The 13108-nt window shown below is 67.4% G+C and carries 10 protein-coding genes; 4 read left to right on the top strand and 6 right to left on the bottom strand.

Annotated features, from left to right (window positions below):
- Window positions 1–39: 39 nt before the first annotated feature.
- Window positions 40–945 (bottom strand): manganese catalase family protein, encoded by a 906-nt coding sequence (locus tag ACPDIT_RS07610; protein WP_423442599.1) that lies wholly within the window; start codon window positions 943–945, stop codon window positions 40–42.
- Between the two features lie 159 nt (window positions 946–1104).
- On the opposite strand from ACPDIT_RS07610, the gene ACPDIT_RS07605 reads away from it, so the two are divergent.
- Complete coding sequence (locus ACPDIT_RS07605) at window positions 1105–2016, top strand: LysR family transcriptional regulator (protein ID WP_423442598.1); 912 nt, start codon at window positions 1105–1107, stop codon at window positions 2014–2016.
- Window positions 2017–2103: 87 nt separating this feature from the next.
- Here ACPDIT_RS07605 and ACPDIT_RS07600 read toward each other — a convergent pair whose 3' ends face one another.
- Complete coding sequence (locus tag ACPDIT_RS07600; RefSeq protein ID WP_423442597.1) at window positions 2104–3072, bottom strand: phosphodiester glycosidase family protein; 969 nt, start codon at window positions 3070–3072, stop codon at window positions 2104–2106.
- A gap of 306 nt (window positions 3073–3378) precedes the next feature.
- Here ACPDIT_RS07600 and ACPDIT_RS07595 point away from each other — a divergent pair, with 306 nt between their 5' ends.
- The 3 genes from ACPDIT_RS07595 (at window position 3379) to ACPDIT_RS07585 (ending at window position 8211) form a co-directional block, all read left to right on the top strand.
- The gene (locus tag ACPDIT_RS07595) at window positions 3379–5097 is read left to right on the top strand and encodes a hypothetical protein (protein ID WP_423442596.1); all 1719 of its coding nucleotides are present in this window, start codon (window positions 3379–3381) and stop codon (window positions 5095–5097) included.
- 761 nt (window positions 5098–5858) lie between these two features.
- A complete protein-coding gene (locus ACPDIT_RS07590; protein ID WP_423442595.1) occupies window positions 5859–6653 on the top strand; it encodes a ThuA domain-containing protein in 795 nt (264 codons plus the stop codon).
- Between the two features lie 154 nt (window positions 6654–6807).
- Complete coding sequence (locus tag ACPDIT_RS07585; RefSeq protein ID WP_423442594.1) at window positions 6808–8211, top strand: Gfo/Idh/MocA family protein; 1404 nt, start codon at window positions 6808–6810, stop codon at window positions 8209–8211.
- 147 nt (window positions 8212–8358) lie between these two features.
- On the opposite strand, the gene rmuC is transcribed toward ACPDIT_RS07585, so the two are convergent.
- The 4 genes from rmuC to ACPDIT_RS07565 all read right to left on the bottom strand — a co-directional run bounded on the left by rmuC (window position 8359) and on the right by ACPDIT_RS07565 (window position 13027).
- On the bottom strand, window positions 8359–9744 hold the full coding sequence (gene rmuC / locus ACPDIT_RS07580; protein WP_423442593.1) for a DNA recombination protein RmuC: 1386 nt from the start codon (window positions 9742–9744) through the stop codon (window positions 8359–8361).
- Between the two features lie 93 nt (window positions 9745–9837).
- Window positions 9838–10227 carry a RidA family protein gene (locus ACPDIT_RS07575; RefSeq protein WP_423443154.1) on the bottom strand — a complete coding sequence of 130 codons (390 nt, stop codon included), beginning with the start codon at window positions 10225–10227 and terminating at the stop codon, window positions 9838–9840.
- Between the two features lie 259 nt (window positions 10228–10486).
- Entirely contained in the window at window positions 10487–12001 is a 1515-nt protein-coding gene (locus ACPDIT_RS07570) for a divalent metal cation transporter (RefSeq protein ID WP_423442592.1), read from the bottom strand.
- A 141-nt stretch (window positions 12002–12142) separates the two neighbouring features.
- Window positions 12143–13027 carry a diacylglycerol/lipid kinase family protein gene (locus ACPDIT_RS07565; RefSeq protein WP_423442591.1) on the bottom strand — a complete coding sequence of 295 codons (885 nt, stop codon included), beginning with the start codon at window positions 13025–13027 and terminating at the stop codon, window positions 12143–12145.
- Window positions 13028–13108 lie beyond the last annotated feature (81 nt).

Below are 13108 nucleotides of genomic sequence, written 5' to 3'. Positions count from 1 at the left end.
ACCCCTTCCGGCAGGCGGCTGCAGGCACACGCCGGCCGGTTATTTGGCCTTTGCGGTCAGCTTTTGCGCGATTTCGTAAATTTCCGCCGGGTGATACTCCGGAGCGAACTCGGCCGAGAGATCGGCCAGGTCCGGCAAGGGCCCGCCCGGCGGTGGGCCGTCCACCACCTCCAGGTCCCCATCACCCGACGGCGATGGACCCGTCCAGATTTTGGCCAGCTCCCGATAGTCGTCGGGGCTGAACCGGTAGAGCTTCCGATGCACGCCCAGCTGCTCGAATTTCCGCGCTTCCGGGAAGATCGAGTTCTCCAGTTTCGGAATCGGCAGCATCTTTTTCACCTCCACACCGGTGAGGGTTTCCAGGGCCCTGGCATAGGCCAGCGCGTGGACGCCGCCGCGCACGAACAGATACCCCAGCATCTCCCGCGCGGCCGGATTGCGCGTCATCTCGTAAACGCGCAGCTTCTGCGTACGCGCCCCGCATTCCAGGAAGAAGTTGTGCAGCAGGTCCAGAATCAGGTTGCCGCTGGCGAAGACATAATCGCCGCGCCAGGGCTGGCCCATGGAGTTGCCCACCAGCGTGGTCTGGGCCGTGGCAATGAAGTGGTGCGTGTTGCGCACGTCCTTGGCCGACTCCAGCGGCGCGCTCACCGGATCCACCGGCTGCGTGTCCGAGGTGCGCGGCCCGTTCAACAACATGTTCACCGAGGCGGACACCAGTTCGATGTGCCCCAGCTCCTCGGTCGCGATGTTCGCAATCAGATCGTAGTACGGTCGCAACTTCTCGCGTCCGCGGAAGTTGAACGACTGGTACATGTAGTTCATCAGGGTGGACATTTCACCGAAACGTCCCCCCAACAACTCCTGAACCGCGGCGGCCGCGTTGGGATCGGCCTCCTTCGGTTTCGGCAGTTCGATCTGCAGCTTGTCGATGCGCAGGAACATGGTCGATCTCTCCTTCCCGTGATCTCGAGTTGTTCCTGAATCTCCGTGCTCCCGGGCCGGCCCCACATGGCCGGCCGGGAGTGCGAACCACTCCGAACGTAGGCCGCGGATTGTCTCCCCTCCAAAAGCCAATTACGATGCCTGCCATAGGCAAAACCTATGGAATTGCACCAACTCCGGTATTTCGTGGCCGTGGTCGAGGAAGGCGGCTTTTCCCGCGCCGCGGCGCGCCTGCATGTTGCGCAACCGTCGCTCAGCCAGCAGATCGCCAAACTGGAACAGGAACTGGGTCAACCGCTGCTCGATCGTCTCCCGCGGGGCGTGATCCCCACGGACGCCGGGCGCCGATTCTATGAGCGCGCCCGCCGCATCCTGGCCGAGGTTGCCGACGCCACCCGCTGTGTCGCCGACTGCCGCGAACCGCTCCAGGGGCGCCTGGTCGTCGGCGCCATCCCCACCATTGCCCCCGGCCTGCTGCCCCGGTTGCTCTCGCCGTTTTCCGAACGACACCCGGGCGTGGAACTCGAAGTCGTGGAAGACCTCACCGAACGTCTGCTGCGGCGTCTGGAGGAGGGCGAACTCGACCTGGCGCTGGTTTCCAGCGTCGAAGTGGAATCCGCCGTCCATGTGGAATCGCTCGGCCACGAGCCGCTGGGAGTACTGCTCCCCCGAAACCACCCGTTGGCCCGACACCGTCAGATCCACTGGGACGACCTGAAAGAGGAGAAGGCCCTGGTGCTCAGTGAACTCCACTGCCTGGGCCGCCAGGTCCACGACCTTTGCAAGGCGCGAGACGTGCGCTGGCAGGTCTGGTTCCAAGCCGCCCACCTCGGGACCATCATCGAGATGGTCGCCCACGGCATTGGGGTTTCTCTGGCCCCCTGGTCCTTCGGCGCGCTGGCCGAGGCCCGGGGATGTCGTCTCCTACCGTTGAGCGCGCCCCAGCCACGCCGCGAAATCAACCTCCTGCTCCACAACCTGAGGTATCGCACTCGCGCCGCCCTTGCCTTCCGGGCCCTCGCGCGCCAATGCGCCGTGGCCCTGGGTTGGCGGAACGACTCGTCCCAGTAACGGCCCAGCCGCTGCAGGCCGGCTTTGATTCCGCGGAGGTTCCAACGCCCCCGGCCGTTCCGCGAGGCGCCGCCCCGCCCGTCGCAGTCAGCGGGCCGAAGGAGAGCTTCGCGCCCCCGAAGCCGTCCCCCGCACCCGAATCCCCAACAGCACGGGGACCGGCCGCAGTCGTCCCTCCGACGGCCGATTCAGGACCGCCCATTCGCCCCTGGGGTCCCGCACCAGCATTGCGCTGCTCCCCCCGCCATCCAGATTGATCGCTTCCCAACAGCCAAGCCCCCGCATCCACGCCGCCAACTCCCGCAGGGTCATCCCCTCGCTGTAACCCGGCTGCCGTCCATCCACCACCACCCAGAAAAGCCGTCGACCCGTCCGATCCACCCCCACCGCCGTGCGCGGATGACGCGCCCGATCCTCCAACGGCACCTCCTGCCCCGCCATCACCAGCGCACCGAATCCGGCCGCGGCCCAGCGCACCGGCGCCGCCTGCCGCACCTGACCCAGACGAACCCGCCCGCCCGTCTCCTGCCATACGCTCCAGTAACCGGGCTCCGGCGGACTGGCCTGCCGCCGGCCATCATGTGCCCAGCCCAAAATGTCCACCGCCATCCCCGCACGCCATCGTGCGGACCGCGAGGTCGCCTCCTCCCCGCCAAACCACGCAAACGCGTTCGCATTCACTGCTGCCACCATCCCCGCTTCTGCAGCCAACATGGTCGGTTCCACCAACTGCGATTCGGCACCGCCCGGCCCGTCCGGGTCCGGTCCCGCTGCCACGGCGAGCTCCAGGGCCCGCTGGTCCAACTCCACCACCAGTATGTGAATGCGCAACGGGCGCGGCTGCTCCCGAATCTCGACCCGATAACTCAGCCCGGCTGGCAACTGCCGCCCGGCAGGCGACTGCCCCGCCTCCGTACGCGCCGGCAGAACCGCACAGGCCGTGCTCCAAAGCAACCAGCCCAGCAGCGCGCACCCGGCCAGCCAGCCCACGCCGCGCCAGCCGGTCAAACCCCGGCGGCCCGCACGGTCCCTACCCTTTGGCTTTCTCGCTCTCACAAACCAGGCTTCCCTTGTCCGAGTACCAAAACCAGAAAACCGCCTGCGGCCCGGGTTGGCCAGTGCGGAATCTCGGGGTCCCACACTTTGCCGTCCCCCGCAACTCGTGGACCTCGCATCCGCGGTAAGCGCTCTCACGCTTGCATGGAGCCCTCCTTCGCATGCTAAGCTCCCGCCCGGCCGATGGATTCGACACGCCCAAGATCGCGCCGGGCCGGCCCACCCGATTCAATCCACGCAGCGTCTGGCTTGTGGCCCGGGCCGAAGTCGCCGCGTCCCGCTCTCTTAGCTCATAACCCTCGAACCATGAGTGCGACCCTCAACTGCCCCGAGTATCGCGCCATCGCAGCCTGCCTGTATCGACCCCACCCCGGGACGCCTTCCACCGGGACGCTCCCCGTGCTTTCCGGACCGGGTCGAGCCAACCCTGCGCCCGACAGTCCCTGCGGACGTCCCGGGGCGCTTTGGGCCGCGGGTCCCTGGCTGGGCCTGGTGGCCCTGATGGCGGCGGGCGCGCTCGCCGCCGCCGCCGCGGAATCCATCGCCCCGGCCCGCTCACGCCTGGGCATCAACCTCAGCGGTATCGCCGACTGGAACACCGAGCACCCGTTCGCCGACGCTTTCAAAACGGCCCGGCCCTGGATCAGCCAACGCACCGGTGCGCCCTGGGGTCAGGGGCCCAAACTGGACCTGGATTCTCTCGGCTGGGTGCGCCGCCTCGAGCCCGACTGCTGGGCCGAAACGCTGCTCTTCACCCACGGCCACGCCCCGGCCGGCACTTACCTGTGTCTCTATGAGGGCGAGGGCCGTCTCGACGTGGGCGGCAGCGGCCGCATGCTGCGGCGCCAGCCCGGTCGCCTCGAAATCCAACTCGACCCCGCCCAGGGCCCTTTGTTCCTCCAACTGCGCCAGATCCATCCCGAGCGTCCCGTGCGAAACATCCGCCTCTTCATGCCCGGTTGCGGCCCGGACGGTCCCACCGGCCCGTTTCACCCCGCCTTTCTTCAACGCTGGCGCGAATTCAACACCCTCCGCTTCATGGACTGGATGGAAACCAACAACTCCGAACAACGCGAGTGGTCGGATCGCCCCACCCCCGCCCATGCCACCTACAGCCAGCGCGGTGTGCCGCTGGAAATCATGATCGACCTCTGCAACCGCCTCGGCGCCCATCCCTGGTTTTGCATGCCGCATCAAGCCACCGACGACTACGTCCGGCAGTTCGCCCGCATGGTCCGGGATCGGCTCCGCCCCGACCTTCACGTGTACGTCGAGTACTCCAACGAACTCTGGAATTCCATGTTCGCCCAACACCACTACGCCGCGGCGGAAGGTCGGCGACTCGGCTTCGCGGACAAAGATTGGGAAGCCGCCTGGCGTTACACCGCCTGGCGCTCGCGCCAGATTCACCGCATCTGGGAAGAAACCTTCGGCGGCCGCGAACGGCTGGTCCGCGTCATCGCCTCCCAGGCCGCCAATCCCCATGTCACCGAGCAGATTCTCACCTTCCAGGACAGCGCCCGCCACTTCGACGCCCTCGCCATCGCACCGTATTTCGGCCCCATCGTTTCCCTGCAAGGATCCAAGACCCTGCCACCCGCGGCGGAGGTCGCCACCTGGCCCCTGGAGCGGCTCCTTGACCACGTGCGCCAGCACGCCCTGCCCGAGGCCATCGAACACATGCGACAACACCGCAAGTTGGCCGACCGCTACGGGCTGCGCCTGATCGCCTACGAGGCCGGCCAACACCTCGTCGGCACCGGCGGTGCAGAAAACCTCGAGGATCTGACCCGCTCGCTCCAGGCCGCCAATCGTCACCCGGCCATGGGCGAGTTCTACAGGACCTATCTGGATGCCTGGCTTCGCGAAGCCGGCGGCGACCTCTGCTGTTTGTTCTCCTCCGTCAGCAGTTCCTCGAAATGGGGCAGTTGGGGGCTCCTGGAAGGCGCCAGCCAAACGGGATCCCCCAAGTACAACGCAGTCATCGAGTGGAACCGCGCTCATCCGCGCCCACCGGCGCCTTGAGCGTGCCAACACGCTGAGTCTCCTCCGAGCAGGCTTCGGAAGGTCGAAGGCTCGATACCTGCGTCGGCTTTTGTCGGTTCGAGGGAGCTTCCCGCGGGCCCACGAACGCCGTATCAGTCAAACCGCGGATTCCGGCGCCGCCGCTCTCTCGAAGCCTCGAGCCTGTCTCGCACCTCGCAACGTCCCCCGGGTCCAAGCCCCCGACTTTGTAAGGCGGACCTTGCCCATGGGTCGCCTTTTGCGTCCTCTGCCTGCTCGGTGCGCTTTCCCTCTGCGCATTCTGTGTTCTCTGTGGGCCGTTCATTCTGTGGGGGCTTTGGGCTGGTATTCCCGGATCCGGACCCGGCTCACTCTTAGCCGCCGACGGGAGTCGGCGGATTGAGCTGCAAACCACCGCCCCCCTGCAGCGGCCGGCGGAAGTCGGCGCCTTGATCCAGTGAGCCACAGAGTTTCCGCAATGGCCATCCTCCGGGGTGCGGATCTGCATTCGCATCTTGGGTCCGCCGCCTCACGGCGGCGGCTACCAAGCCTCCCGTAGCCGCCGACGAAAGTCGGCGGAAACGCCCACCAGCGACCCTCCGCTGCGTTTCCGCATCGACCACCAAGAGTCGGCTTTTGAAGGGCGGAGAGCCTCTCAGCCGCCGCATCACAAACCTCCTGCTCCCTCCTCCCAGCCGCTTTCGCGGGGCTTGCGCGGTCTGCCGCAGTGCTCATACTTCTGGACGGGCGCCGGGCCCGTTCACGAGAGTCGCCCAGCCCTTATGAACCGGACCTCAACCCAGCGGAATGGCCATCCACTCGGGGCTTCTCCTCGGGCGATTCACCTTGTCCGGACCATCGTGGCCCTCGGCCCCGTCCTCGCCGCCTTCGCGCTCTGCGCGGATCCCGTCCCGGTGTTGCTCGTCACCGGCCAGGACCATCCCGCTCATCCGTGGCGCCAAACCGCCCCCGTGCTTCGACACATCCTGGAAGCCGATGCCCGTTTCCAGGTCCGCATCACCGAAGACCCGCAGCACCTGGCCGCACCCGGGCTGGAGCGCTACCGACTCGTCGTGCTGCATTTCATGAACTGGGAACAACCCGGGCCCGGGCCGGAGGCCAGGGAAAACCTTCGCCGTTTCGTCGAACGCGGCGGCGGCCTGGCCGGCGTGCACTTCGCCTGCGGCGCCTGGCACGGCGAGTGGCCCGCATTCGTGGAACTGCTGGGCCGCGTCTGGCACGGCAGCGGTCCCGGCAGGTCCCAACATGATCCCCGCGGCCCGTTCACCGTCGAAATCACCGATCCCCACCATCCCGTGACCCGCGGTCTGACAAACTTTGTCACCGACGATGAACTGTACACATGCCTCGAGGGCACACCGCCGATTCGCGTGCTGGCGCAGGCCACCTCCCGCGTGGACGGTCGGTCCCATCCCATGGCGTGGGTCCGCCATTACGGCGCCGGTCGGGTCTTTTTCACCACTTTGGGCCATGATGTACCGGCCCTGACCAATGCGCTCGTGCCCCAACTCCTCCGCCAGGGCTGCCAGTGGGCCGCCGGCCTGCCACCGCCATGAATTCCGCCTTTCCATCCGCCTGGCCGGTCAGGGGCCGAAGTTGGCCTCGCCAGCGCCAATCCCCGAACGATCCCGACCCCTCCGGAACCTCTTCCCACTCATGCCGAACTCAACCCTCAACCCGGACCCGATCCCAACCATGAACACTCGACGTATGCACACGAAGCAAACACCGGACTGCGCGCCGCACTCCGGGATGTCGAATCACACCACCCACTCGGAGGCCTCCACTTCCGGCGAACCCAGCCCTGCACGGACTCTGTCACGCCGGAGTTTTCTTCGAACCTCCGCCGCGGCTACCGCGGGCCTGGCCACGCTGGATATTGCACGGTTCGCCCACGCCGCGGGCAGCGACACCCTGCGTGTGGGCCTGATCGGTTGCGGCGGCCGCAACACCGGCGCCGGCGCGCAAGCGCTCCACGCCGACCGCGGCGCCCGCCTCGTCGCCATGGCCGACATCTTCCTGGACCGCATCCGCCGTGCCCGCGACGTCATTCGGGCCGAGCTGGGCCGCGACGGCCGCGCGGATCAGGTCCAGGTGCCCGACGACCACTGTTTCACCGGCTTCGACGCCTATCGGCGCGTCATCGAGCTCAGCGACGTGGTCCTCATCGCCAACGCCGCGAAGTTTCACCCCCTCCACATGCTCGCGGCCGTCGAGGCCGGCAAACACGTGTTTGTCGAAAAGCCCCACGCCATCGACCCCTATGGCCTGCGAATGCTGGAACGTGCCGTGGCCCTGGGGCGCAAGAAACGGCTCTGCATGGTTTCCGGCCTCCACAGCCGCTACCACACCGGCTATCGGGAAACCATTCAGCGCATCCACGATGGCGCCATTGGCCGTATCGTGGCTCTCGAGGAGAATTTCCTTCGCGCGCCCTACGGCATTTTGGAGCGTCCCCCGGGCCTGTCCGAACTCCAATGGCAGTGCTACGTCCAGTACCGGTTCCGCTGGCTGTCCGGTGACGACGTGGTCCAATCGCTCGTGCACAACCTGGATCGAGCGAGCTGGATCCTCCGCGAAGCCGCGCCCGTCAAGTGCCACGGTCTGGGGGGTCGTTCCACAATGATCGAAGCGCGCTACGGCGATGTGTTCGATCACCACGCCGTGGTGTATGAAATGGCCGATGGGGTGAAGATTTACGCGTTCTGCCGTACCACCACGGGTTGCTACGATGAAAACTCCAGCATCGTGTACGGCACCGAGGGGCGCGCCAACATTCTGGCCTGCCGGATCACCGGTGCCCGTCCCTGGCGTTGGGAGGGTCAGTGCGATCCCTACCAGGAAGAACACAACCAGCTCTTTGCCGCCATTCGCGCCGGCCGGGTCCTCGACAATGGCGAGTACATGATTCGCAGCACCCAGATCGCCGTCATGGGCCAACTGTCCTGCTACACCGGCCAGGAAATCACCTGGGAGCAGGTCCAGGCATCGAATTTCTTCTACCCGCCCAGGCCGGAGGATTGCCGCGACGACATGGAACCGCCAACGCAACCGGGTCCGGATGGCACCTATCCGGTCCCACAGCCCGGGCGGACCCGGTTTGCCGGACTTTGATCAGTGCGGGTTCGGTTCGGCCGGTGGATCGCGTCGCGCCGATGGAACCGCGTTGTGATGGGTCCGTCGCGGGTCGGCAGCCCCGTGCGTCGCGGGAGCCCCCTCCAGAGCGGCTTGCCGCGCGCACCGGCTTTCGCGAGACCCGACTCAGTCCGACCCGCCCGACGGCATGGCGGTGGGGCCTCCGGCCGAGGTCAACCGCAACTGCCCCGCCAACGGCTGTAGGTCCGCCAGTTCCTTGCCCGGCACGCCCCCGCCCAGCTCCACCAGGCGTTCCCCCGCCGGCCGCACGCGGGACTGGAAACTGCCCACCGCCTCGTTGAACGCCGCATTCGCCCGCTCCAACCCGGTCCGCAGCCGGTCCAAATGCTGCGTGAACACCACCACCCGTTCGTAAAACTCCTGGGCCGCCCGCGCAATCCGCTGGGCGTTCTCCGTTTGCGCATGCTGCTGCCAGCTCACCGCCACGGACCGCAACAACGCAATCAACGACGCCGGCGTGGCCAGCAAAATTCGCCTCTGCGCCGCCCACACGATGAGGTCCCGATCCCCCTCCAACGCGGCGCTGAACAGCGATTCCGCCGGTAGAAACAACACGACATGGTCCAGCGCGTTCGGGAACTGTCGCGGATAATCCCGTTTCGCCAAATCCAGGATCGTCTGCCGCAAGCGCGCCGCGTGCTGCGTCAGGGCTGCAGCCCGCCGCACGGGATCCGCCTCGTCCAGGGCGCTGAGGAACTCCAGATCCGGAACCTTCGCGTCCACAAGGATCAGTCGGTTGCCGGGCAGATGCACGATCAGGTCCGGTTTGCCCTCCTCACCGGACGCCTGCTCGACAAAATCGCAGTGCGCACTCATGCCGGCCGCCTCCACCACTCGGCGCAACGTTTCCTCCCCCCACCGGCCCCGTGCCTGGCTCGATCGGAGCACCATCCGAAACTGCTGCGTCTCCTGCGCCAGCATCTGGCTCTGTTGCGAGAGCGCTTCCAATTGCTTTTTCACCTCCCCGAGCACCAGCGATTGCTGACTCTCCGCCTGTTGCAACCGCCGCTGATACGCCTCCAACTGCTGGCGCAACGGCTCCACCAGTGCGCGAATCGCCTCCTGCCGCTGTGCCAGATCCCCCTTGGCCGCCTCCTGCAGTTTGCCCAGCATTTCGCCCGCCAGTTGCAGAAACGCCGGCGCGCTCTCTTTCAACGCCTCCGCGCTCAGCGCCCGAAACGCCTCGCGCACCTCCGCCAGCGCTTTCTCCCTTGCCTCCTGAACCTCGCGCAACGCCCGCTCGTGCAGTTCCCGCTGATCCGCCGCCAACTTCTGCGCCGCGTCGCGCGCCGCCTCCGCCGCGGCCCGGGCCGCCGCCAGCTCCGCCGCCTGCGCCCGCAACCTCACCAGCTCGTCCTCCCGGAGCCGCACCTGTTCCCGCAACTCCTGCTCCAGCCGCGTGTCCGGAACCGGGGTTCTTGCCCGGGCCCACAACCAACCCACCAGCCCGCCCACCCCTGCGCCGATGCCAAATCCGAGCAGCCATTCCATAACACGATCGTCCACCGGCCGACTTCTCGCGCCCGACATCGCGGCCGCGCATGCGTCTCGGGACCGCCTCCGGCCGCCTGACCGGGCGCCGCCTCAAGGCCCCGGATAATGCGCAATCACCTCGATCTCCACGCGCGCCCCCCTGGGCAGCGCCGCCACCTGCACCGTCGATCGCGCCGGATGGTCGTGCGTGAAATATCGGGCGTACACCTCGTTCATCGCCGCGAAATCGTTCAGATCAGTCAAAAACACCGTGCTCTTGACCACGTGCTCGAACCCCAGGCCCTGGTCCTCCAAAATCGTGCCAATGTTTTTCAAAACCTGCTCCGTCTGCGCGCGAATGTCTCCCTCCACCAGAGCCCCCGTGGCCGGATCCACCGGAATCTGCCCCGCACAAAACAACAGGTCGCCCACGCGGACCGCATGATTGTAGGGCCCCACCGCGGCCGGCGATCGCGCCGGCCGAATCACGACTTTCTTCATGTTCATGGCTCCATGCTGCTGCTGAGATTCCATTGCGGCGCATTCAACGCGCAATCGCCTCCGCCCAGCAAGCGCAAAGCACCGTGCTTCAGTTCCCCTGTCCGGCTCTCCTTCGGCCGGCAGGCCGCGGGCCTCCGATTCCGGTCGGGGCATTGCGGAAACGTTCGGGCCGCCCCGAAGGCTCCGGCCAGGAATGCCCCGTCGGCCCAAACCTGCCCCATCAGTTCCGGGAACCTTGCACCCGACCCGCGAGCCCCGCTCAAGCCGGCCGCAACGGCGCCCTCTCCGCGGGCACCCCGCGCCACGGTTCGCCCGGCACCACCTGCGCCGTCGTGCGCCCGAGCAATGCCGGCAATCGGTCCCACACGCGCGTCTTCAACTGAATCGCCGCCCCCACCACCGACATCGCCACCGCCACCGCCAGCACCACGTTGAACACCAGTCGTTTCCCGCTCGCAAACCACGGCTGCCCGCCGCAGGAACGCCGATTGTACAAAATCCAGAACGATACGTACGCAATCGGCAGCATCGTGAACGCCATCGCCGACGCCACCACCGGCAGCCACAACGGCGTCGAGGTCACCACTCCCAGCAATCCCACCACCGGCACCAACGTGAACATCCGATACCGCTTCACCGTGTACTCCAGCCCGAACATCTCGCACACAGTGAATCCGCACACCACCATGTGGGCGCTGATCGCCCCGCACGTCATCGCAATGAATCCCAGGTCGAACACCACCCGCCCCACATTGGCCCCCATGACCGGCACCAGGGCCTGCGCCGCATCCACGGGTCGCAAATCGGTCCGCACCAACCCCGCCTGCGTCGGGTCGTAAATCGTGTTGGCCATCCCGATGATGATCAGCGACGTCACCAGCACGAACGGCACGAACATCGACATCACCAGATCCCATCGCGACAACGTCCGGTGCGCCGGCCCCCAACCCTTCGCCAGCAGCGAATACCCGTACAGAAACGTCATGTTGATCCCCACCGCCGCCCCGATCGCGCCCAACACCGTCTGAATCCCCTCCGGGCTCTGCGGCAATCGGAACCCGAAAAACCCGCGCAACAACGCCCCCCAGTCCACCCCGGTCCACGCCACCACCGTGGCAAACGCCAGCACCACCGCCAGGATCACGCCCCGCAGGAACCACTCGTAGATCCGGATGCCCGCGCCGCGCCGACCGTAGTTCCACGTCGTGAAGATCGCCACGCCCAACAACAAAAACCCGATGCCGAAACTCACCGCATAACCGGTCGCCGTCAACGAACGTGCCCCCGCTGCGTCGGTGGCGTACACCTCCAGCCCCGCCAGTTCCGCCAGATCCCGCGCCGCCCCCGCGGCCAGTCCGTATTGCGGAAAATGCCAGATGACCGAAGCCACGATCGTCGCCAGCGCCCACAAGAACGCCATGACCGGATGCAGCTCCCGCGCAAACAACCGGTAGGGTCGCTCGCCCGTGGTGAGCACCACCTGCCCCAGCGCCGCCAGCATGCACACCCCCAACAACATCGCCACCGGCTGCACCCACAGCAGATCGTACCCGAACGACGCCCCCGCCACCACCGACGCCACGGCGCTGCCCGCCCCCAGCGTCATCGCACTCTGCAGCAAGCCGGGCCCCGTCCGTTTCAGATAGCCCAGGGCGCGCTCCGGCCACGGCAGCCGTTCCAACGCCTGCAGCGCCGCCACCTCCTGCTGCAGCTTCTCCCCATCCACCTGCCCGGCCAACGGGAGGCCCGCCGGGGCCGTGCGATTCGTTTCCATGGCCGCCATTGTGCAATCCGTTGAAGCCCGGACTCAACCCTTCCTTTGTCCGAGCCCGGCGCCCGCCCCCGCAAGTCCGTCCGTCGGCCGGGCGCCCCATTGCCCCGCGCCACCGCCCGGCCCTCGCGGCTCGTCCCTGGATCAGACCGCCACCCGCAACCCGCGCGGGATCACCCCGAACTCGACCGGCGTCCGGCCCACCCATTCTCCGTCCAACTCGAACGGCACAGGCGCCTCCGCCGCCAAACGAAACCCGGTCGCGCGACGCCGAACGACCATCCATTCCGGCACCCGACCGCGCAGCAGCAACCACGGCCCGCACAGCACCACCCGCCAGGGCGTCACTCGCGGAAACACGCACACATCCAACACGCCGTCATCCGGCCGCGCCTCCGGAAACAGCACGAACCTTCCCCCGTAGAGACACCCGTTGCCCACCAACACCAGCCCGCCCTCCAAACATGCGGACCCGCCCTCCCAACGCACGCGATCCACCCCCGCCCATACCGCGCGCCAGCCCGCCCACACATACGCCCAGGGCCCCAGCCGCGCTTTCCACTGCGGATTCACCCGCTCGATCGCCCGCGCGTCCAAACCCGCCCCGCCCATCTGCACAAAATACCGGCGCTGCCGACCCCCGGGCCCATCCCACTCCGTCCATCCCAGATCCCAACGCCGTTCGCGCCCCGCCACAACGCGGTCCCACGCCCGCAGCCCCGAGCGCGGCAAGCCCAGCTCCCGCGCCCAGACATTCGCCGTCCCCATCGGCAACACCCCCAGGCGCACCCGCTCGAACCCGTCCGGGACCTCGCCGATGCCGTTGAGCACTTCGTGCACCGTGCCGTCCCCACCGGCCGCCACGATCACCTCGACCCCCTCCTCCACCGCCTGCGCCGCCAGCACCCGACCCTCCCCCGCGACGCGCGTCCACTGCACCGTGCCCGAAGCCGCCACGCGGCCTTCGAGGTGTTGGCGCCACCGACGCACGCCCCGCGCCGCGGGATTGGCAATCACACAAATGCGCATCCGTCGAATCCTCGCCCTGCTTGGCCTCGGGCTCCGAACGGGGCCGTCCTCGCTCCACGCCCGGGCCTTCGTGCGCGAGCG

Source organism: Limisphaera sp. VF-2 (genome assembly GCF_049537125.1).
Classification (GTDB): domain Bacteria; phylum Verrucomicrobiota; class Verrucomicrobiia; order Limisphaerales; family Limisphaeraceae; genus Limisphaera.
Note: the sequence above shows the minus strand (reverse complement) of the source record. Positions and strands in the feature narration are given on the sequence as shown.

Excerpts from the sequence above, each read along its gene's own strand:
- ACPDIT_RS07610 (WP_423442599.1), bottom strand. The coding sequence starts at position 945 with ATGTTCCTGCGCATCGACAAGCTGCAGATCGAACTGCCGAAACCGAAG.
- ACPDIT_RS07605 (WP_423442598.1), top strand. The coding sequence starts at position 1,105 with ATGGAATTGCACCAACTCCGGTATTTCGTGGCCGTGGTCGAGGAAGGC.
- ACPDIT_RS07595 (WP_423442596.1), top strand. The coding sequence starts at position 3,379 with ATGAGTGCGACCCTCAACTGCCCCGAGTATCGCGCCATCGCAGCCTGC.
- ACPDIT_RS07590 (WP_423442595.1), top strand. The coding sequence starts at position 5,859 with ATGAACCGGACCTCAACCCAGCGGAATGGCCATCCACTCGGGGCTTCT.
- ACPDIT_RS07585 (WP_423442594.1), top strand. The coding sequence starts at position 6,808 with ATGCACACGAAGCAAACACCGGACTGCGCGCCGCACTCCGGGATGTCG.
- rmuC (WP_423442593.1), bottom strand. The coding sequence starts at position 9,744 with ATGGAATGGCTGCTCGGATTTGGCATCGGCGCAGGGGTGGGCGGGCTG.
- ACPDIT_RS07575 (WP_423443154.1), bottom strand. The coding sequence starts at position 10,227 with ATGAAGAAAGTCGTGATTCGGCCGGCGCGATCGCCGGCCGCGGTGGGG.
- ACPDIT_RS07570 (WP_423442592.1), bottom strand. The coding sequence starts at position 12,001 with ATGGAAACGAATCGCACGGCCCCGGCGGGCCTCCCGTTGGCCGGGCAG.
- ACPDIT_RS07565 (WP_423442591.1), bottom strand. The coding sequence starts at position 13,027 with ATGCGCATTTGTGTGATTGCCAATCCCGCGGCGCGGGGCGTGCGTCGG.